The 20,814-nt window shown below is 46.4% G+C and carries 19 protein-coding genes and 3 tRNA genes; 1 reads left to right on the top strand and 21 read right to left on the bottom strand.

Annotated features, from left to right (window positions below; genetic code table 11):
- Window positions 1-25 precede the first annotated feature (25 nt).
- The 10 genes from AC8GFU_RS01070 to AC8GFU_RS01025 all read right to left on the bottom strand — a co-directional run bounded on the left by AC8GFU_RS01070 (window position 26) and on the right by AC8GFU_RS01025 (window position 12,129).
- Entirely contained in the window at window positions 26-3,838 is a 3,813-nt protein-coding gene (locus AC8GFU_RS01070; protein ID WP_506626664.1) for a DNA-directed RNA polymerase subunit beta', read from the bottom strand.
- Window positions 3,839-3,851: 13 nt separating this feature from the next.
- Window positions 3,852-7,322 carry a DNA-directed RNA polymerase subunit beta gene (gene rpoB / locus AC8GFU_RS01065; RefSeq protein WP_506627161.1) on the bottom strand — a complete coding sequence of 1,157 codons (3,471 nt, stop codon included), beginning with the start codon at window positions 7,320-7,322 and terminating at the stop codon, window positions 3,852-3,854.
- 176 nt (window positions 7,323-7,498) lie between these two features.
- On the bottom strand, window positions 7,499-8,317 hold the full coding sequence (locus AC8GFU_RS01060; protein ID WP_506626663.1) for an SDR family oxidoreductase: 819 nt from the start codon (window positions 8,315-8,317) through the stop codon (window positions 7,499-7,501).
- A gap of 155 nt (window positions 8,318-8,472) precedes the next feature.
- Window positions 8,473-8,856, bottom strand: coding sequence for a 50S ribosomal protein L7/L12 (gene rplL / locus AC8GFU_RS01055; protein ID WP_506626662.1), 384 nt, complete (start codon window positions 8,854-8,856; stop codon window positions 8,473-8,475).
- A gap of 5 nt (window positions 8,857-8,861) precedes the next feature.
- Window positions 8,862-9,494, bottom strand: coding sequence for a 50S ribosomal protein L10 (gene rplJ, locus AC8GFU_RS01050; protein ID WP_506626661.1), 633 nt, complete (start codon window positions 9,492-9,494; stop codon window positions 8,862-8,864).
- Window positions 9,495-9,752: 258 nt separating this feature from the next.
- Window positions 9,753-10,457 carry a 50S ribosomal protein L1 gene (rplA, locus tag AC8GFU_RS01045; protein ID WP_506627160.1) on the bottom strand — a complete coding sequence of 235 codons (705 nt, stop codon included), beginning with the start codon at window positions 10,455-10,457 and terminating at the stop codon, window positions 9,753-9,755.
- Between the two features lie 94 nt (window positions 10,458-10,551).
- Complete coding sequence (gene rplK / locus AC8GFU_RS01040) at window positions 10,552-10,983, bottom strand: 50S ribosomal protein L11 (protein WP_506626660.1); 432 nt, start codon at window positions 10,981-10,983, stop codon at window positions 10,552-10,554.
- 46 nt (window positions 10,984-11,029) lie between these two features.
- On the bottom strand, window positions 11,030-11,773 hold the full coding sequence (nusG, locus tag AC8GFU_RS01035) for a transcription termination/antitermination protein NusG (RefSeq protein ID WP_506626659.1): 744 nt from the start codon (window positions 11,771-11,773) through the stop codon (window positions 11,030-11,032).
- A gap of 9 nt (window positions 11,774-11,782) precedes the next feature.
- On the bottom strand, window positions 11,783-12,007 hold the full coding sequence (secE, locus tag AC8GFU_RS01030) for a preprotein translocase subunit SecE (protein ID WP_506626658.1): 225 nt from the start codon (window positions 12,005-12,007) through the stop codon (window positions 11,783-11,785).
- A gap of 48 nt (window positions 12,008-12,055) precedes the next feature.
- Window positions 12,056-12,129: transfer RNA gene (locus tag AC8GFU_RS01025), tRNA-Trp, on the bottom strand.
- 114 nt (window positions 12,130-12,243) lie between these two features.
- On the opposite strand from AC8GFU_RS01025, the gene AC8GFU_RS01020 reads away from it, so the two are divergent.
- A complete protein-coding gene (locus AC8GFU_RS01020; protein WP_506626657.1) occupies window positions 12,244-13,443 on the top strand; it encodes a pyridoxal phosphate-dependent aminotransferase in 1,200 nt (399 codons plus the stop codon).
- On the opposite strand, the gene AC8GFU_RS01015 is transcribed toward AC8GFU_RS01020, so the two are convergent.
- The 11 genes from AC8GFU_RS01015 to AC8GFU_RS00965 form a co-directional block, all read right to left on the bottom strand.
- Window positions 13,440-14,456 carry a UDP-N-acetylmuramate dehydrogenase gene (locus tag AC8GFU_RS01015; protein WP_506626656.1) on the bottom strand — a complete coding sequence of 339 codons (1,017 nt, stop codon included), beginning with the start codon at window positions 14,454-14,456 and terminating at the stop codon, window positions 13,440-13,442. The two genes, AC8GFU_RS01020 and AC8GFU_RS01015, sit on opposite strands and share 4 nt — an antisense overlap.
- A 9-nt stretch (window positions 14,457-14,465) precedes the next feature.
- Window positions 14,466-15,353 carry a glycosyltransferase family 2 protein gene (locus AC8GFU_RS01010; protein WP_506626655.1) on the bottom strand — a complete coding sequence of 296 codons (888 nt, stop codon included), beginning with the start codon at window positions 15,351-15,353 and terminating at the stop codon, window positions 14,466-14,468.
- Window positions 15,350-15,745 carry a MaoC/PaaZ C-terminal domain-containing protein gene (locus AC8GFU_RS01005; RefSeq protein WP_506626654.1) on the bottom strand — a complete coding sequence of 132 codons (396 nt, stop codon included), beginning with the start codon at window positions 15,743-15,745 and terminating at the stop codon, window positions 15,350-15,352. Before AC8GFU_RS01005 ends, AC8GFU_RS01010 begins: the two co-directional genes overlap by 4 nt.
- Window positions 15,742-16,131, bottom strand: coding sequence for an FAS1-like dehydratase domain-containing protein (locus AC8GFU_RS01000; protein ID WP_506626653.1), 390 nt, complete (start codon window positions 16,129-16,131; stop codon window positions 15,742-15,744). Before AC8GFU_RS01000 ends, AC8GFU_RS01005 begins: the two co-directional genes overlap by 4 nt.
- On the bottom strand, window positions 16,131-16,301 hold the full coding sequence (gene rpmG, locus AC8GFU_RS00995; protein ID WP_017955317.1) for a 50S ribosomal protein L33: 171 nt from the start codon (window positions 16,299-16,301) through the stop codon (window positions 16,131-16,133). The genes AC8GFU_RS01000 and rpmG overlap by 1 nt, the downstream gene beginning before the upstream one ends.
- Before the next feature lie 82 nt (window positions 16,302-16,383).
- Window positions 16,384-16,457 (bottom strand) — tRNA-Met (locus AC8GFU_RS00990).
- Window positions 16,458-16,505: 48 nt separating this feature from the next.
- Window positions 16,506-16,578: transfer RNA gene (locus tag AC8GFU_RS00985), tRNA-Thr, on the bottom strand.
- A 54-nt stretch (window positions 16,579-16,632) separates the two neighbouring features.
- Window positions 16,633-17,583 (bottom strand): quinone oxidoreductase family protein, encoded by a 951-nt coding sequence (locus AC8GFU_RS00980; RefSeq protein ID WP_506626652.1) that lies wholly within the window; start codon window positions 17,581-17,583, stop codon window positions 16,633-16,635.
- Window positions 17,584-17,586: 3 nt separating this feature from the next.
- Window positions 17,587-18,483 carry a carbohydrate ABC transporter permease gene (locus AC8GFU_RS00975; RefSeq protein WP_506626651.1) on the bottom strand — a complete coding sequence of 299 codons (897 nt, stop codon included), beginning with the start codon at window positions 18,481-18,483 and terminating at the stop codon, window positions 17,587-17,589.
- Entirely contained in the window at window positions 18,480-19,394 is a 915-nt protein-coding gene (locus AC8GFU_RS00970; protein WP_506626650.1) for a carbohydrate ABC transporter permease, read from the bottom strand. Before AC8GFU_RS00970 ends, AC8GFU_RS00975 begins: the two co-directional genes overlap by 4 nt.
- 63 nt (window positions 19,395-19,457) lie before the next feature.
- Complete coding sequence (locus AC8GFU_RS00965; protein ID WP_506626649.1) at window positions 19,458-20,777, bottom strand: ABC transporter substrate-binding protein; 1,320 nt, start codon at window positions 20,775-20,777, stop codon at window positions 19,458-19,460.
- Window positions 20,778-20,814: the final 37 nt, after the last annotated feature.

Raw genomic sequence — 20,814 nt, 5'->3', positions numbered from 1 at the left:
GGGCCTTTCTGTTAAGTAAGCGCTATTAGCGAGGTACTTCAACCTCATCGAGACGAACAGCCTCACCAGAACCTTGTTGGTCAAATGGTGTGAAGTCGTACTCATCGTAAGCTGCATAAACAGCTGCCTTAGCTTCCTCAGTTGGCTCAACACGAATGTTGCGGTAACGAGCAAGGCCAGTTCCAGCTGGAATCAACTTACCGATGATGACGTTCTCCTTCAGACCGAGCAATGGATCGCTCTTCTCTGAAAGTGCTGCATCTGTAAGTACGCGAGTTGTTTCCTGGAATGAAGCCGCTGACAACCATGACTCAGTTGCAAGTGATGCCTTAGTGATACCCATAAGTTCTGGGCGACCTGAAGCAGCCTTTCCACCTGATGTCACAACGCGACGATTTTCAGTCTCGAAACGACCACGCTCAACAAGCTCGCCTGGAAGTAGATCTGCATCTCCTGCTTCAAGCACTGTGATGCGCTTTAGCATTTGACGAACAATTACTTCAACGTGCTTATCGTGAATTCCTACACCCTGTGAGCGATACACAGACTGGATTTCATTAACCAAGTGAACCTGAGTTGCACGTGGTCCAAGAATACGAAGAACCTGCTTTGGATCGATCGCGCCGACAACCATCTTCTGGCCAACTTCAACGCGTGAACCTTCTTCTACAAGTAGCTTCTGACGACGAGTGATTGGGTAAGCAACCTCTTCGCCTCCATCATCTGGAGTAACGACGATCTTCTTGCCCTTTGCATCTTCGCGGAATGAAACAACACCAGCTGTTTCTGCGATTGGTGCAACACCCTTAGGTGTACGTGCTTCGAAGAGCTCAACGATACGTGGAAGACCGTGAGTGATGTCATCACCAGCAACACCACCAGTGTGGAAGGTACGCATTGTTAGCTGTGTACCAGGCTCACCGATTGACTGTGCTGCAATGATTCCAACTGCTTCACCGACTGCAACACGTTGTCCTGCTGCAAGTGAACGACCGTAGCAAGCTGCACACTGTCCGACCTTGCTATCGCAAGTTAGAACTGAGCGAATCTTTACTTCGTCAACACCAGCTGCAACAAGTTCATCAATGTTGCGATCTCCAAGATCTGTACCCGCTGGAAGAATTACCTTGCCATCAACTGTCACATCTTCAGACAATGTGCGTCCGAATACTGAAGTTTCGACGTGGTCATACTTAGCAAGTCCACCTGACTCCTGACGAACACCGATCTGTAGAACAAGACCGCGATCAGTGCCGCAATCCTCTTCACGGATGATGACATCCTGAGCAACGTCGCATAGACGACGAGTTAGGTAACCAGAGTCAGCGGTACGAAGCGCTGTATCTGCAAGACCCTTACGAGCACCGTGAGTAGAAATGAAGTACTCAAGTACTGAAAGACCTTCACGGAAGTTTGACTTGATTGGGCGAGGAATAATTTCACCCTTTGGATTTGCTACAAGTCCACGCATACCGGCAATCTGACGGATCTGCATCATATTTCCACGAGCACCTGAGAAGACCATCATCCAAACTGGGTTAACGCGAGGGAAGTTTTCTTCCATCTCCTTACCCACTTCAGCTGTTGCCTTTGTCCAGATCTCGATCAATTCCTGACGACGCTCGTCATCAGTGATGAGTCCCTTTTCATATTGTGATTGAACCTTGTCAGCCTGTGTTTCGTAGCTTTCAAGAATTTCCTTCTTGCGTGGAGGTGTAACAACATCTTCGATACCGATTGTTGCACCAGCGCGTGTTGCCCAGTGGAAGCCAAGTGCCTTCAACGCATCAAGCGTTTCAGCAACAACTACCTTTGGATAGAACTCAGCAAGGCGATCAACAATTGATCCAAGCTGCTTCTTAGTTACATCAAGATCAACAAATGGATAATCAGCTGGAAGCGCTTCATTAAACAATGCGCGACCAATTGTTGTCTCCAGTGTTTCACCTGTTGTTGTAAGACGAATCTTTACCTTCGCTTGCAATGAAACTGAGTGCTGATCGTGGGCCATGATCGCTTCTGCGATTGAACCAAATGCACGACCTTCGCCAAGTTCATTCTCACGAGACATTGTTAGGTAGTAGAGACCAAGAACCATGTCCTGTGTAGGAGATGTAATTGGACGACCTGATGCTGGTGACAAGATGTTGTTTGAAGACAACATCAAGATACGAGCTTCAGCCTGCGCTTCAGCAGATAGAGGTAAGTGAACCGCCATCTGGTCACCGTCGAAGTCAGCGTTGAAAGCTGTACATACGAGTGGGTGAATCTGAATTGCCTTACCTTCAACCAATTGTGGTTCGAAAGCCTGGATACCTAAACGGTGAAGGGTTGGTGCGCGGTTAAGGAGAACAGGATGCTCTGCAATAACCTCTTCTAGAACATCCCAAACAACTGGACGTGCGCGCTCAACCATACGCTTTGCAGATTTAATGTTCTGCGCGTGGTTTAGATCTACAAGTCGCTTCATTACGAATGGCTTGAAAAGTTCAAGAGCCATCTGCTTTGGAAGACCGCACTGGTGCAGCTTCAACTGTGGACCTACAACAATTACTGAACGACCTGAGTAGTCAACGCGCTTACCGAGCAAGTTCTGACGGAAACGTCCTTGCTTACCCTTAAGCATGTCTGACAATGACTTCAGCGCACGGTTACCTGGACCTGTAACTGGACGACCACGACGACCGTTATCGAACAACGCATCTACAGCTTCCTGCAACATACGCTTTTCATTGTTAACGATGATCTCTGGTGCACCGAGATCAGCAAGACGCTTCAAACGGTTGTTACGGTTGATAACACGACGGTATAGATCGTTTAGATCTGAAGTCGCGAAGCGACCACCATCGAGCTGAACCATTGGACGTAGATCAGGTGGAATAACTGGAACGCAATCAAGAACCATTGATGCTGGCTTGTTGCTTGTTGTAAGGAATGCGTTAACAACCTTCAAGCGCTTGATTGCACGAGTCTTCTTTGCACCCTTTCCATTTTCAGAAAGATCTGTAAGTAGCTTGTGCTCTGTCTCAAGATCAAATGTCTCAAGACGACGCTTGATTGCAGCTGCACCCATGTCACCCTTGAAGTACATGCCGTAACGGTCACGCATTTCACGGTAAAGGTTTTCATCGCCTTCAAGATCCTGAACCTTAAGGTTCTTGAAACGTGCCCACACATCTTCTAGACGTGTGATTTCACGCTCTGCACGATCACGGATCGCCTTAAGTTCGCGCTCTGCTGATTCACGAACCTTGCGCTTTACATCTGACTTTGCATCCTCTGCTTCGAGTTCTGCAAGATCAGCTTCAAGCTTCTTGGTACGTACATCTACATCGTTATCGCGACGTGTTTCGATCTTCTTGCGATCATTAGCAAGCTTCTTCTCAAGCTGTGGCATATCTTCTTCACGAGCTTCAGCATCAACTTCTGTGATCATGTAAGCAGCGAAGTAAATAACCTTTTCTAGATCCTTTGGAGCAAGATCAAGTAGGTAACCAAGGCGTGATGGAACACCCTTGAAGTACCAGATGTGAGTTACAGGAGCTGCAAGCTCGATGTGACCCATGCGCTCACGACGAACCTTTGCGCGTGTGACTTCAACACCACAACGCTCGCAAATGATTCCCTTAAATCGAACGCGCTTGTACTTACCGCAATAACATTCCCAGTCACGAGTTGGTCCGAAGATCTTCTCGTCGAAAAGGCCATCCTTTTCAGGCTTTAGTGTGCGGTAGTTGATTGTCTCTGGCTTCTTAACCTCACCAAAAGACCACTCGCGAATGTTCTCTGCAGATGCGAGACCGATACGTAGTTCATCAAAGAAGTTGACATCTAACATGTTATTTTCCCTCTCACACTTCTTCTACGCTGCTTGGCTCAACTCGTGACAAGTTGATACCTAGCTCTTCGGCGGCACGGAACACTTCTTCATCTGTATCGCGCATTTCAATTGCGACACCTTCTGAAGAAAGTACTTCTACATTGAGACAGAGTGATTGCATTTCCTTGATAAGTACCTTGAATGATTCAGGGATACCTGGCTCAGGAATGTTTTCGCCCTTAACGATCGCTTCGTACACCTTTACGCGGCCGAGAACATCGTCAGACTTAATAGTTAGCAACTCTTGGAGTGTGTAAGCAGCACCGTAAGCTTCAAGTGCCCACACTTCCATTTCACCAAATCGCTGACCACCGAATTGAGCCTTACCACCGAGTGGTTGCTGCGTGATCATTGAGTATGGACCAGTTGAACGTGCGTGAATCTTGTCATCAACCAAGTGGTGGAGCTTCAAGATGTACATGTATCCAACTGAAATTGGAGTTGGGTATGGCTCGCCGGAACGACCATCAAACAACTTGGCCTTTCCGCTCTTACCAATAAGTTGTAGACCATCACGGTTTGGAAGAGTTGCAGAAAGAAGACCTGAGATTTCATCTTCTAGCGCACCATCGAATACAGGTGTAGCGAACTTAGTTCCTGGCTCGCCCTTTTCTGCACCAATTGCGCGCATGTGCTTCTGCCATGCTTCATCAACACCTGAAAGATCCCAACCAGTTTTCGCAACCCAACCTAAGTGCATTTCAAGAACCTGACCAACGTTCATACGACCAGGTACACCGAGTGGGTTTAGAACAACATCAACTGGAGTTCCATCTTCAAGGAATGGCATGTCTTCTACTGGAAGGATCTTAGAAATAACACCCTTGTTACCGTGGCGACCAGCAAGCTTGTCACCATCTTGAATCTTGCGCTTCTGTGCAACATAAACGCGAACCAATTGGTTAACGCCAGCCGCAAGCTCGAAACCTTCTTCAGATTCAAAGATCTTTACGCCGATAACCTTTCCAGATTCACCGTGTGGAACCTTGAGAGATGTATCGCGAACTTCGCGAGCCTTTTCTCCGAAGATTGCACGAAGCAAACGCTCTTCAGGTGTTAGTTCTGTTTCTCCCTTAGGAGTTACCTTTCCAACCAAGATGTCGCCAGGTACTACATCGGCGCCAACGCGAATGATTCCGCGCTCATCTAGATCAGCTAGAACTTCCTCTGAAACGTTAGGAATATCGCGAGTGATTTCTTCTGCACCAAGCTTTGTATCGCGAGCATCAACTTCATACTCTTCGATGTGGATTGATGTAAGAACATCATCCTGAACTAGGCGCTGAGAAAGGATGATCGCATCTTCGTAGTTGTGACCTTCCCATGACATAAATGCCACGAGTAGGTTCTTACCGAGCGCCATTTCACCCTGATCGGTACAAGGACCGTCAGCGATAACTGAACCAAATTCAACGCGCTGACCTTCAGAAACGACAACCTTCTGGTTGTAAGAAGTTCCCTGGTTTGAACGTGTGAACTTGTGCAGTGAATATGTTTGGTAGGTCGAGTCATCTGCCATGACCTTAACTTCATCAGCAGAAACTTCTGTAACAACGCCGGCCTTAGTTGCAGTTACAACATCGCCTGCATCCACAGCGGCACGGAACTCCATACCTGTACCGATGACTGGTGCTTCTGCACGCATCAAAGGAACTGACTGACGCATCATGTTAGAACCCATCAACGCACGGTTTGCATCATCGTGCTCAAGGAACGGAATCATTGCTGTAGCAACAGACACCATCTGACGTGGTGAAACATCCATGTAATCAACTTCATCAGCTGGGATGTATTCAACTTCGCCACCACGACGACGTACAAGTACGCGTGCTTCTGCGAAGTGATTGTCATCAGTTAGTGGTGCATTTGCCTGCGCAATGATGTGTTCATCTTCTTCATCTGCAGTTAGGTAATCAACCTGATCTGTTACGCGACCCTTTGAAACCTTGCGGTAAGGAGTCTCGATGAAACCAAATGCTGTTACGCGACCGTATGTTGCAAGTGATCCGATAAGACCAATGTTTGGTCCTTCAGGAGTTTCAATTGGACACATACGTCCGTAGTGAGATGGGTGAACGTCACGAACTTCGAAACCTGCGCGGTCACGTGAAAGACCACCAGGTCCAAGCGCTGAAAGACGACGCTTGTGTGTAAGCCCTGACAAAGGATTTGTCTGATCCATGAACTGTGACAACTGAGATGTTCCGAAGAACTCCTTGATTGACGCAACTACCGGACGAATGTTGATCAGTGTCTGAGGTGTAATCGCCTCAACATCTTGTGTCGTCATACGTTCGCGAACAACGCGCTCCATACGAGACAGACCGATGCGAACCTGATTCTGAATCAATTCACCAACAGTACGAAGACGACGGTTACCGAAGTGATCGATATCGTCCTTCTCAACGCGAACTTCGCGGCCGTACTCCATCAATAGATCACCGCGGTGAAGCGCTACTAGGTAGCGCAAAGTCGCAACGATGTCAGAGATAGTAAGTAGTGATGATGAAAGCTCTAGATCAAGACCTAGCTTCTTATTTACCTTGAAGCGACCGACCTTGGCCAAGTCGTAACGCTTTGGGTTGAAGTAAAGGTTTTCGATCAAGTTCTGTGCAGCTTCCTTAGTTGGAGGCTCACCTGGACGTAGCTTGCGGTAGATATCTAGCAACGCTTCATCTTGTGTCTTGACTGTATCTTTTTCAAGAGTTGCACGGATTGATTCGAAATCACCAAACTCTTCAAGAATTTGTTCTTCAGTCCAACCAAGTGCCTTTAGGAACACTGTTACAGACTGCTTACGCTTGCGGTCGATACGAACACCAACAAGATCCTTCTTATCAACTTCAAATTCAAGCCATGCACCGCGTGAAGGAATTACCTTTGCAGTGAAAACATCTTTGTCAGATGCCTTTTCAATTGTGCGCTCGAAGTAAACACCAGGAGAACGAACTAGCTGAGAAACAACAACGCGCTCTGTTCCGTTAATAACGAAAGTTCCGCGAGCTGTCATAACTGGGAAGTCACCCATAAATACTGTCTGTGACTTAATTTCACCAGTGATGTTGTTTGTGAACTCTGCAGTTACGAACAATGGTTGTGCGTAGGTCATATCGCGCTCTTTGCACTCATCAATTGAGTACTTAGGTGGCTCGAAACGGTGATCGCGGAATGAGAGAGACATAGTTCCCTGGAAATCTTCGATCGGAGAAATCTCTTCAAAGATTTCTTCAAGACCTGAAGTTGTTGGGATTTCTCCACGATTCATTGATTCCGTTGCTGCGATACGTGAACGCCATGCATCGTTACCTAATAGCCAGTCAACGCTTTCAGTTTGCAGCGCTAATAGGTTAGGAACTTCTAGGGGTTCGCGGATCTTGGCGAATGAGACTCGACGTGGTGCTACTGAGATTTTTTTAGACGCGGCCAAGAGATGTCCTTTCAGACAATTTGCGGGAACGCACAACAATTAGGTCTCAGCCGCTATATGCCCTGACCATAGAAATTTGTGCGAACGAGAAGAGTACCGACCTCACCCCCGCCCTGTCCAACCGGGTGCTTATACCCCTAGGCGGGGGCTTTGTCAGGAGATTCCGCAAAAATGTGGATTCCAGCTGGAGGCTAGGTGGCCGGAGCCAGATCCCAGATGTTCTCCCCGCGTAAAACCGCATCTGAGCCTCCATCTATATAAATAGTCTGCCCGGTGGTGTGGGTGTTCTCGGGGCTGGCCAGCCAGATGAGCAATGAGGCCACAGCCTCAGGCTCCATAAATCCATTGAGTGGCATCGGCACCATTTCAGAGATCGCATCTCGTGCCTCTGGGGTGGCGATCATGTCAGCGACCATCGGAGTCTTAACAATTCCTGGTCCAACAGCATTAACTGGAATTCCTGCTCCAGCCCATAAAGGTTTAATGCTTTCGCGACGAATCCAACGACTAATTGCTCGCTTAGTTGATCCGTAGATCAATTGTTCAGCTCCCCCACCCGCATCTACCAAACCTTGAGCGATCTCTAAAGCTTTTTCTTCATCATCGGCGACCAACGCTTTAACAAGATCTGCACTATTTGGCATTAAGGAAGCCATCGAACTTGTAATCGCAACACGTGGCGCCTTTGATTTACTTAATGTTGGTTGCAATGCAAATAAAAATTCAGTGACACCAAAATAATTGACTGATACTGTTTTAGCGATTGGATGTGCCAAGCCAGCGCATGCGATTACTGCGTCAATACTTCCTTTTGATTGCACGATTACTTCTGCCGCGCCATCATGACGACCAAGCGGCGTACTTAAATCTGCAATGACATCAGCGTCATGGACATCAACACCGATAACAGTATGTCCTGCACTCTTTAACATCTTTGAAGTTGCTGCACCAATGCCTGATGCTGAACCTGTAATTACATATGTACGAGTCATGATGACTTCTCTCTGCACAAAACCTATGCCTGCTGTCTGTACATTTTTACAGTACGCCTCTTAATTACATTAGGAAATCTGAATCAATGTGGCCAGCACTCAATAACTTTTTTACATACAAAAACCCCGCCTGGCGTAATGCCAAGCGGGGCTTTCGCGAAAGTAATCTGAAATTACTTGATTGTGACCTTTGCGCCAGCTGCCTCTAGTGCTGCCTTTGCCTTGTCTGCTGTCTCCTTGCTTGCCTTCTCTAGAAGTGTTGCTGGAGTTGCATCTACTAGGTCCTTCGCTTCCTTCAAGCCAAGGCTTGAATTTAGTCCGCGAACTTCCTTGATCACTGCAATCTTCTGTGAACCAGCATCTTCCAAGATAACTGTGAACTCATCTTGTGCTGAGTCAGCTGCGCCTGCTGCTGCTCCGCCTGCTGCTGCAACTGCTACTGGAGCTGCTGCTGTTACATCGAATTCAGTTTCGAATGACTTAACGAACTCTGAGAGCTCGACCAATGTCATTTCCTTGAACTGACCCAATAGGTCTTCTGTGCTGAGCTTTGCCATATTCGTTATTCCTTCTCTTCTGTTTCTGGAGTTGCTTCTGTAGTTACTTCTGTTGCTTCAGCTACAGGAGCTTCTGCTACATCTGTTGGTGTCTCAACAACTGCTTCTGCAGGTGTTTCAACTGCTGGTGCCTCTGCTACTGCAGGAGCACCCTGCTCTGATTCAAGCTTGATGCGAAGTGCGTCAAATACGCGCGCTGCCTTAGCAAGCGATCCCTTCATTGCGCCAGCAAGCTTTGCCAATAGAACTTCACGAGACTCGAGGTTAGCGAGCTGCATGATCTCTTCCTTGGTTACAGCCTTGCCTTCGTAAATTCCACCCTTAATAACTAGGAATGGATTTTCCTTTGCAAAATCACGGAGGCTCTTTGCTGCATCAATTGGATCACCCTTGATAAATGCAACAGCTGATGGACCAACGAGAAGATCATCTGAGATGTCTACTCCTGCATCCTTAGCTGCGATCTTTGTAAGAGTGTTCTTCACAACTGAGTACTTGGTTGTTGTACCAAGTGCACGGCGAAGTTCCTTCATTGATGTAACAGAAAGACCACGATATTCAGTTAGCACTGTTGCATTAGCTGTACGGAAATCCTCCGCAAGTTCAGCAACTGCTGATGTCTTATCTGGGCGAGCCATTCGGTTCACCTTTCCTGTTTCATTGGTGACCGTAGGAAATAAAAAAATCCGTAACGCGTAAGCGCCACGGATTACCATGAACACCTACGCGGGCTGAGATTTCCTCATTTATTTAGATCTTCCTTGCGGAGGATCTAGACCTGCGGTCTTTGGTTATGGCGTAAGGCTAAGGGTCGGCAGGCTTTAGGGTCAAATTGAGCCTGTTCCGGCAACGGAAAAGGGCCCCGGCAGTTGCCGAGGCCCTTCCTTTAATTCTTGTTAGTTAGCTGCTGGTTCGCGAACTAGGTTTGGATCAATTGCGATTCCAGGTCCCATAGTTGTTGAAACAACCGCCTTCTGTACGTAGCGACCCTTTGATGAGTTTGGCTTCGCACGAAGAACTTCTTCCATCGCAGCTGCATAGTTATCTGCAAGTTGTTCTGCAGTAAATGATGCCTTACCGATGAGGAAGTGAAGGTTTGAGTTCTTATCAACGCGGAATTCAATCTTTCCGCCCTTGATGTCTTCAACAGCCTTAGCTACATCTGTTGTAACTGTTCCTGTCTTTGGGTTTGGCATCAAGCCACGAGGTCCTAGAACCTTACCGAGGCGACCGACCTTACCCATGAGGTCTGGTGTTGAAACAACTGCATCGTAATCAAGACGGCCCTTTGAAACTTCTTCAATGAGTTCATCTCCACCGACGATATCTGCACCTGCTGCACGAGCTGCATCAGCATTTGCACCGTTCGCGAAAACCAAAACGCGAGCAGTCTTACCAGTTCCGTGAGGAAGGTTAACTGTTGAACGGATTGCTTGATCAGCCTTCTTTGGATCCACACCAAGTACGAGTGCAACTTCTACAGATGCGTCGTACTTAACTGTTGATGTTTCCTTAGCAAGTGTTACTGCTTGTAGCGGTGTGTATAGGTGATCCTTCTTTACCTTTTCAGCTGCCGCTAAGTACTTCTTTGAGCGCTTCATTTCATCCTCATTCTTTCCAAGGTTGTGGTTAACGAACCAGCGAGGTTCTCCCACATCTCTTCACCGATTTGGTGTTGAGAAATTTATTTCTTTATTAGCCGTTTACTGTGATTCCCATTGAACGAGCTGTGCCCGCAATGATCTTCGCAGCTGCATCAATGTCATTTGCATTGAGGTCAGACATCTTCTGAGTTGCGATCTCCTTGACCTGAGCCATGGTGATGTTTGCAACCTTTGTCTTGTGAGGAACAGCTGATCCCTTTTCAACGCCAGCAGCCTTCAAGATCAAACGTGATGCAGGAGGTGTCTTGGTGATGAATGTGAATGAGCGATCTTCGTACACAGTGATCTCAACTGGAATGATCTGGCCCTTTTGTGATGCTGTTGCATCGTTGTATGCCTTCACGAACTCCATGATGTTGACACCATGCTGACCTAGCGCAGGACCCACTGGTGGTGCAGGTGTTGCTGCTCCAGCCTGAATCTGCAACTTGATGAAGCCGCTTACCTTCTTCTTTGGTGCCATTTCTTATTCCTCTTTTTCTTGGTTTTCCCGAAATAAATCTAAGTGGTTAAATCTTTTGTACTTGACCGAATGAAAGCTCAACTGGTGTTTCACGTCCGAAGATTGAAACCAGAACCTTTAGCTTTGCCTGCTCTGGCATGATCTCTGAGATCGATGCTGGAAGCGTTGCAAATGGGCCATCCATAACAGTGACTGATTCGCCAACTTCGAAATCAACAACGCGGATTTGATCCTTTTCAGACTTCTTCTGTGGGCGTGGAGCAAGAATCTTTTCAACCTCATCCATGCTTAATGGAGATGGGTGGTGAGCGTTGCCAACGAAGCCTGTAACACCAGGAGTGTTACGAACTACTGACCAAGACTCATCAGTTAGATCCATGCGAACCAAAACGTAACCTGGGTAGATGTTGCGCTTAACCATCTTGAACTGGCCGTTCTTAAGTTCCTTTACCTCTTCTTCAGGAACTTCAATCTGGAAGATGTAATCCTCCATATTTAATGAAGCGATACGGTTGTGAAGGTTTGCTTTTACCTTCTTCTCGTAACCTGCGTAAGAGTGAACTACATACCAATCGCCAAGTGCTGTGCGCAGTGTGCGACGGAATTCTGCATTTGGATCATTTTCATCTGATTCGATGTCGCCATCTTCATCTGATGCGAGCGCAAGTTCTGGCTCAGTCGAAGCTACTGGTGCTTCAACGATCTCTTCTTCAACTACTGGAGTTGAAATCTCTGTCGCATTAGCAGCGAGCGCTGCTTCAAATGCGTCTGGTTTGATCTCTTCAGTCATTGTCTTCCCTTATCCAAATACCCAGAAGACGATCTTTGTTAAAACAAGATCGAAGAGGGATACAACGGCAATGATGAATGAAACGAATACAAGTACAACAGCTGTATATGTTGTTAGCTGATTACGTGTAGGCCATACAACCTTGCGAAGTTCTGAAACTACTTGGCGATAGAAAAGTCCAACGCGCGCAAATAGACCGAGCTTCTCGGCTACTTGTTCAACTGACTCTGTCATCGTCATTTCCTTTCGAACTTCGTTTGGTACTTCGGGTAAAACTTCTTGCAGGGCAGGAGGGACTCGAACCCCCAACCGGCCGCTTTGGAGACGGCAACTCTAGCCAATTGAGCTACTGCCCTTCGCGAGAGCATGGCGAAACCATAGGGAAAAGCAAACCCTCGTGAGCGTCGAAGTGTAGAGGCAAGGTGGGGTTCAGGTCTAACTCGCGCTTGGAATACGGCAGACTTACGCCTATGACTCCACGTATCTCAGCCCGTATCGCCGCAATCGCAGAATCAGCCACTTTGGCGGTTGATGCAAAAGCAAAGGCGCTCAAAGCAGCTGGTCGTCCAGTAATTGGCTTTGGCGCAGGCGAGCCAGATTTTCCAACTCCTGATTACATCGTTGAAGCAGCTGCTGCGGCAACAAAGGTTGTAGCAAATCATCGCTACTCACCAACACCAGGATTGCCAGATCTGCGCGATGCGATCGTTGCTAAGACAAAGCGTGACAGCAACTACGAAATCACCGCGGACCAAGTTTTAGTTACAAATGGTGGAAAGCAAGCTGTGTACCAAGCATTTGCATCAATTGTTGATCCAGGCGATGAAGTTCTACTTCCTTCTCCTTACTGGACAACATACCCAGAGTGCATCAAATTAGCTGGCGGAGTATCTGTAGAAGTTTTTGCTGATGAGACTCAAAACTATCTTGTGTCAGTTGAACAGTTAGAAGCCGCTCGCACACCAAAGACAAAGGTTTTGCTTTTCTGCTCACCATCTAACCCAACAGGTTCTGTTTACTCTGTTGAACAGGTTAAGGCGATTGGTGAATGGGCAGTGAAGAACAACATCTGGGTAATCACAGATGAAATTTATGAGCACCTTCTATATGACGGTGCAACAGCTCCATCACTTCCTGTTTTAGTTCCAGCGCTCGCAGATACCTGCATCATCCTTAATGGTGTTGCAAAGACATATGCGATGACAGGTTGGCGCGTAGGTTGGATGATCGGACCTAAGGATGTAATTAAGGCAGCAACTAACTTGCAGTCACACTTAACATCAAATGTTTCAAATGTTTCGCAGCGTGCAGCAATTGCAGCGTTGACTGGAAACCTTGATGCAGTTCATACAATGGGCGAAGCATTTAACCGTCGTCGCAAATTGATCGTTGATCTAATTAATGAAATTCCTGGATTTGAATGCCCAACACCTACTGGAGCTTTCTATGTTTACCCATCTGTTAAAGGTGTACTTGGTAAGACGATTCGCGGTAAAACACCTACAACATCTGCAGAATTAGCTACTTTGATTCTTGAAGAGGTTGAGGTTGCCGCTGTACCTGGTGAAGCATTTGGTCCATCTGGTTACTTACGATTCTCATACGCAACAAGCGATGAAGATATTGTTGAAGGTATTGGGCGTATCAAGAAGCTAATTACAGAAGGTTAAATCTCTACTCCAACAAGATTTACCTCTGCTTCAAGGGTTATTCCAAAGACCTCTTTAACTTGATTTCGCGCGCGCTTTGCAAGCTCTGCGATATCTGATGCTGTTGCATTTCCTGAATTAGATAATGCAAGTACATGTTTTGTAGAAATGCGTGCGCCACCAACTTCATCGCCCTTATGAATTCCAGAGTTTTCAATGAGCCATGCGGCTGAAACCTTTACACGACCATCATTAAGCGGCCACTTAGGTGCAGCGTTTGGAAGTTCATCTGCTGCTTGTTGAGAAATAATTGGATTTGTAAAGAATGATCCTGCTGACCATGAATCATGATCATCATTTTTCAACAGCATGCCTTTACTTGCGCGAAGTTCAAGAACGGCAGCGCGAGTTGCAGTAACTGGTGCTTTATCCCCCGGTTCGATACCTAACTTCTTTGAAAGCTCGACATAAGTAATTGGATCACTGAAATCTCCGCGACGAATCTGGAATTGAACTTCTAGAACTACATAACGACCTGGGTGTGCTTTGAAATAGGAGTTGCGATATGAAAACTGACATTCGCTGTTGGTAAATGTTTTCAATGCTTTTTCTTGGCGATCGTAGGTGCGAACGCGAGTGATGAACTCTGCAACCTCATGTCCATATGCACCAATGTTTTGAATTGGTGCTGCACCTACTGTGCCAGGAATTCCACTTAATGTTTCTAATCCGGCAAAACCACGATCAATTGTGGTTTGTACAAATGTGTCCCAATCTTCACCCGCACCAATTGTTAGCGTTGCACCGCTGCAGGCATCAACTTCGGATTGAACTGAGTTATTTGAAATACGAATAACGGTGCCATCAAAGCCCTTATCTGAAATAAGAACGTTGGTACCGCCGCCCATGATCAAGATGGGTGAATCCCCTGCATCTTCAATTGCAGCGATGATTTCAGCTTCAGTAGAAACCTGAATGATTTTTGAAGCCGGGCCACCCACACGGAAGCTTGTGTACTTGGATAACTCGGTCATGTAAGAAGGTTACCTGCGTGGAGACAAAATTGCGCTTTTACCTCGGTACTTATCCAGGATGCGATCGTAATTCTTCTTTGACTGAACCTCACGGTACTCAGGATCTGCATCGTGATACCCATGGTGACGATCTTGAGTAAGCGGAAGTTCCATCTGAAACAGCTTTCCACCGGCTTGGCGAATCTTTAATGAGTACTCGATATCAGCATTTCGATAATACAAAGCGCGTGGATTAAAGCCACCAACTTCGATCATTGCTGCGCGATTAAAAGCCATGAAGTACGAGAACAAAACATCTACTTCGCCCGGACCCTTGTCATCAACACTTCGCCATTCATCATCGGTGTTTACTAATCCACCACGCCAACCAACTGCGACGTACTCGCCCTTTTCTAACTCTTCAACAACTGGCGTAATTGCATCGCCGGTAAAACGAGTTGATGGATCCATGATTACGACATATTTACTTTGCAGCTTTTCAAGGAAAACATTTGCACAATCTCCCCATGCCGCTCCTGGGTTAACTGCAATTAAGTAGGTGCGCTTATCCATTTGTTCAAATAAGGTGCCGGCATCGCCGATTGAAATAATTGCAACACCGCAATCGCTATTGGCCTTAATTGTTTTAACAGTTTCTAAAGCATCATCGGTATATCCATCAACAATTAATCCAACGACAACATCTTTTTCAAGATCAATTGTGCGAATATCGCGGGGGTAAGCAAGGGTTATGTATGGCTTCTTTGGCTTAAGTTCATAGCCGCCCGCCACATCAACTATCTCATACCCCGCTTGCAGAAGTTCATCGCGGTACTTATCCGCTAATGCGAAATCCTTTGCTGCACGTGCATCGGTACGCGCTTGGGCAAGTGCTGTTACTGAATCAGGAATGCTCACTTAACAACTACCGCTTTTGCCATACCAAGTACCTTAACTCCTGCAGATGTTGCGCTTAGAGTTAGTGACACTTGATTTCCATTTACTTCTGCAACAGTTGCAGTAACTGTCAAATCAACCTTTTGATCTGCAGGAACAATAACTGGCTTAACAAAGCGAGCTGAATACTCTTTAACAGCAGCTGAACCACCCGCCCAATCAGTTACATACTTTCCTACTAAAGCCATAGTTAGCATGCCGTGTGCAATTACATTAGGAAGTCCAACAGAGAGTGCAAACTCTTCATTTTGATGAATTGGGTTTTGATCCCCACTTGCATCTGCATACGCTTTTAACATCGCGCGATCTAAGTAAAAAACTTTCTCTTCTAAGACTGTGCCAACCTCAATCATGCGCGCACCACCAATGTTGACCATGATGAAGCGACAAGTTCGGATCCGTTATGTAAATCTGAACGAACAGAAATAATTTCATTACCGGCTGCTACGCGCAGTGTTTCGATTGTTGCCGAGCATTTAAAAACATCTCCGGCAACAATAGGACGAAAGATTTCAAACTTTTGATCGCCATGAACCAAACGAGTCCAATCAACGCCGATTTCGGGTTGAGTCAGAATTGATTCGTATTGAGACAGCGAGATGCGAATTGAGAATGTTGGAGGTGCAACAGTTGTATTTGTTTCTGAGATGACAGCACAAAAGGCATCAATTTCAGATTGAGAAACAGTTACAGAATCTGCACCTTCAAAGGTGCGCCCGACCGAATCGGGATTGATCATTAGCGAGTTTCGCGGTGAAGAGTTGAAGACTTGCAACGTGGACAGAACTTCTTTAGCTCCATACGGTCTGGATCGTTGCGGCGGTTCTTCTTTGTGATGTAGTTACGCTCTTTGCAATCGACGCATGCCATGGTGATCTTTGGACGTACGTCCGCGCTCTTGCTTGCCATGGTCTTACTCCTTCAGTCGTTAACGAGAGGCTTAGGTTACCCGAGCCATCTCGTAGCGCGAAATTCACGCTTGTTGTACTAGTAGCGGAGGCGGGATTTGAACCCACGACACAGCGATTATGAGCCGCTTGCTCTACCAAGCTGAGCTACCCCGCCAAGGGTTGTGCTTGTGAAACAGATCTTCTTTGGTGAAGAACTCTCTCGAGCCCCCCACCGGAATCGGACCGGTGACCTTTTCCTTACCATGGAAACGCTCTACCAACTGAGCTAGGGGGGCATAGGTCGAATGCGAAGCCTACCTGTATTAATAGGAATGGCAAAAAAGAGGGCGTTACTCCATCGGATTTAGCGTGATTTTGCCCGTGGTTTCACGGCTCAGCATCGCCTTATGTGCGGTGCTTGCTTGGCTCAGTGGATACGTTGCGCCGATAACTGGCTTCAACTTTCCTTCTTTGACCAATGCAAAAAGTTGCTCAATCACATCATTCATTAACTCTTTCTTACCAAAGCAATGTGACAACCAAAATCCTGTGATTGTTTTACTTCCACCCATAAGCGTTGCAGGTTGAATCATTGATGGTGCAACACGTGATGCCATTCCATATGTAACTAAGCGACCAAATGGCGCAAGAATTTCTAGGCTGTCATCAAATGTCTTTCCGCCAACCATTTCGAGAATCAAATTAACGCGCTTGCCACCATTAGCGGCTTTGATTGCATCTCCAAGATTTTCATGAGTTGCTTCAACAACTGCATCTGCACCGAGTGATGTCGCAAGTGCACGTTTACCTTCAGATGATGCAACTGCAATAACCTTTGCGCCCCACAACTTTGCTAATTGAATTGCAATTGTTCCGACACCGCCAGCTGCTGCATGAACAACAACTGTTTCACCTGGTTGCAGGTGTCCAACTGTTTTCAAAATATGCCAAGCGGTTGATCCTTGAACCAACATGCACAGAGCTTGCTCATCTGTCACACCATCTGGAATTGGAATCATCGTTGCTGAGTGGGTGACAGCTTGTTGCGCGTATCCCCCACCATCAACTGGCGCTAATACGCGAAGACCTGATGCGGTTGTTCCAACAACTTCAATTCCAGGAACTAACGGAAGTTTTTGAGGAGAAAGGTATGAGTTCTCTGTCTGATGAGTATCTGCGTAGTTAATTCCAATCGCAGAAACACTAATTAACTCTTGGCCCTCTGATGGAGTTGGAGTATCTAAATCGACCAGATGCATGACATCTGGACCACCAAATTCGGTGATCTGAATTGCCTTCATAATTTATCCCTTGGTTGAGCCGAGAGTTAAGCCTGATACAAACTGCTTACGTAATACGAAGAACACAATCAAAGTAGGCAAAGCTGCGATAGTCGCACCTGCTGCCAAGAGGTTGTAATCCGTTACAAATTCGCCTTGCAAACGGCCAAGTGCTGAAGTGATTGGACGCTTTGAGTCCGAGGACATAAGCACGAGCGCCCAGAAGAAATCGTTGTAGATCCAGGTTGTCATCAATACGCCAAGTGAGGCAAGCGCTGGACGAAGCAATGGAAGCATCACCTTTGAGTAGTGAACAAAAACGCTCGCGCCGTCGACCATTGCAGACTCTGAAATCTCTTTTGGAACTGTCTTCATATAACTTGAAAGAACAAATGTTGCAAAGCCCATCTGGAATGCAACGTGAATGAGAACTACACCCCACGGTGAGTCATATAAAAGTTTTGGAATACCAACTGCTTTACCCAAGGTGATGTACATCTTGAATACAGGAATGAAAACCAGCTGCGCAGGCAACAAGTTACCTGCTGTGAAAAGTAGAAGAAGTGAAACATTCCATTTGAATGAGTAACGACTTACAACGAAAGCAATGAGTGAACCAAAGAATAAAGTTAGCGCAACTGCAGGAATTGTGATTGCTGCTGTATTCCAAAAGTACAACGGTAGATCCATGCGTGAAATCGCTTGTACATAATTGTCGAGGTTAAGCGTCTTTGGCACTGAGAAGACACCATTTGCTCGAACATCTTTGTATGGACGAAGCGAGGTCCAGATAGTCCACGCAATTGGGAAGATCCACACGATTGCAAAGAGACCGATGAAGGCTGAAATAAAGCGATCCTTAACCTTCTGCTTGTTCTTGTACTTAGCAGCGGCGGCTTGAAGTGAAAGGTCAATGCTCATTGGACATCACTCTTAAAGGTTGTTCGTAGGTAGGCGATGATTGGTCCGATAGACAGTGCGAAGAGGATTACTGCATAAGCCGCACCCTTCATAGACGCACCTTCACCGGCAATGTTTTGGAACACCAAAGTTCCCAGGATTGGGAAACCTGCTGAAGAGCCATAAATAATGTAAACAATGTCGAATGCACGTAGGGATTCGATGATCGTAATAACGATAACGATGATATTTACAGGCTTCATTGAAGGAAAAACGACCTTCTTGAAGGTCTGCCATTCGGTAGCGCCATCTAGTGCTGAAGCCTCACGAAGTGAAGCATCTACAGACTTTAGGCCAGCTAAATAAAGAAGCATGATGTAGCCGATATGTCGCCATGAGGCGATGGTCAAAATCACGTAAATATTGATGTCGTAATTACCAAAGAATGAAATTGCGTTATCGATATCGCGACCCATTAGGCCGTTCACAAAACCATCTGGACGTAATAAGAAGTTCCAGATGATTCCTGTAACAGCTAGAGAAAGCACTACAGGAAGGTAGTACGCAGTTTCGTAAAATTTATGTCCACGAATTTGGCGATCAATTTGATACGCAAGCAAAATTCCAAGTGGGGTCGCAATCAGTGCGAACCAGCCAAGCCAAATTACGTTGTTCTTTAACGCTTCCCAGAATGCTGGGGTATCAAAGAAAATATTGTGATAGTTCGCAAGACCAGCCCATTTAATTCGGCTGATTGAAATACCTGACCAATATGTGAATGAAAGAAGAATTGTTAATACCGCTGGAATCCACACAAGTAGAAGGTGGAAGAAAAGCGGAATGCCTACGAATGCACTTAATGTTGTGCGATCTGCCTTGGAAAAGGCTCGACGGCGAGAGACCTTAGTGATGTCTTTCGCCGTCGAGCTCATACTTGTAACCCTATCTCTAATTTAATCTAAATTGTTAATTTAATTTCTTAAATTAATTTCGAATTAAGCTAGAGGAGGAAGTGCATCCCATTGTGATTGCAAAGTATCTTGGATCTTTGCAACATCCTTTGGATTCTTGAACCATGACTGAATTGCTGGACCAACAACTGGGCCTGCGAAGTCTGGACGAGTATCGCGATCAAGGAACTGAGTGATGTACTTTGCTTCCGCCATAACAGCAAGCTGTTCCTTTTGGAATGGATCGTATGAAGCAGTGTCCTGACCCTTGTTTGCTGAAGTCATAGGGATCAACTTGCCATCCTTATCCTTCGCAGCAAGTGTTGCGTTAACACCTTCCATGTCACCAGCAAACTTCAAGAAGTCTGCTCCGCCATCATTATTTGTACCGTTTGCAGCTACACACCAACCATCGATAGGTGCATCGATAGTGTCGCGGCCGTGCTCTGGGTTAATTTCTGGGAATGGAATGATTGAAAGGTCAGCGTAATCAGCATCTGACTGCTCCTTGAAGTTTCCACCGAACCATGAACCCATAAGCATTGATCCAGCCTTCTTCTGTAGAAGAAGCTGCATAGCTCCATCCCACTCGAGATCTAGAACGTTTGGATTCATGTATGGAAGCAACTGTGACCAGTGTGTGAATACATCTGTGACCTTTGCATCTGTCCACTTTTCGCGGCCAGCAAGAAGATCTACGTGGAACTGGTATCCGTTGATACGTGCGTTAAGGATGTCGAATGTTCCCATTGCTTCCCATCCGCCCTTATCTCCGGCAGCGAAACCAACAAGACCCTTCTTCTTCATACCATCAAGCATCTTTAGGAATTCATCCCAGTTTGTTACGTTGTCTGCATTTAATCCCAAGTCTTGGAACATTGACTTGCGGAAGTGCATACCCCATGGGTACCAAGACTTTGGAACGAAGTACTGCTTGCCATCAAGACCTGTTGAAGCAATCTTGTAGCTCTCGTCGTACTGATCGCCAATTGCATCCCATACGCCAGTTAGATCTGCAAGCAGACCCTGCTCTGCGAAGAACTGCATGCGATATCCAGCCATCCACTCAAAAGTATCGTCAGGTGTTCCCTGTAGGTACTGTGAGAGGTTGTTCTGGAACGCGTTTGACTCAGTTGCGTTGTACTTAACTTCGTTCTTTGTCTTTGCTGTGTAAGCAGCGATCAAAGCTTCGTTTTGTGCTGTTGGACCTGCATCTACGGAGCGTGCACCGTATGCAAGAGGTCCTGTTGCTTTATCTCCGCAACCAGCAAGAAGTGATCCACCTGCTGCTAGTCCGAGACCGCCAACTGCAGCACCCTTAAGTACTGAACGGCGGGAAATGCCATTATTTAGATCTGACATCATTGTCCTTTTCTCTTATGTTGAGCCTTCGAAGGTCATT

The sequence above is a fragment of the Planktophila warneckei (SeqCode) genome, from assembly GCF_965234675.1.
GTDB classification, from domain to species: Bacteria; Actinomycetota; Actinomycetes; order Nanopelagicales; family Nanopelagicaceae; genus Planktophila; species Planktophila warneckei.
The sequence above is the reverse complement of the archived record's forward strand: the minus strand, read 5'-3'. Positions and strand labels throughout refer to the sequence as shown.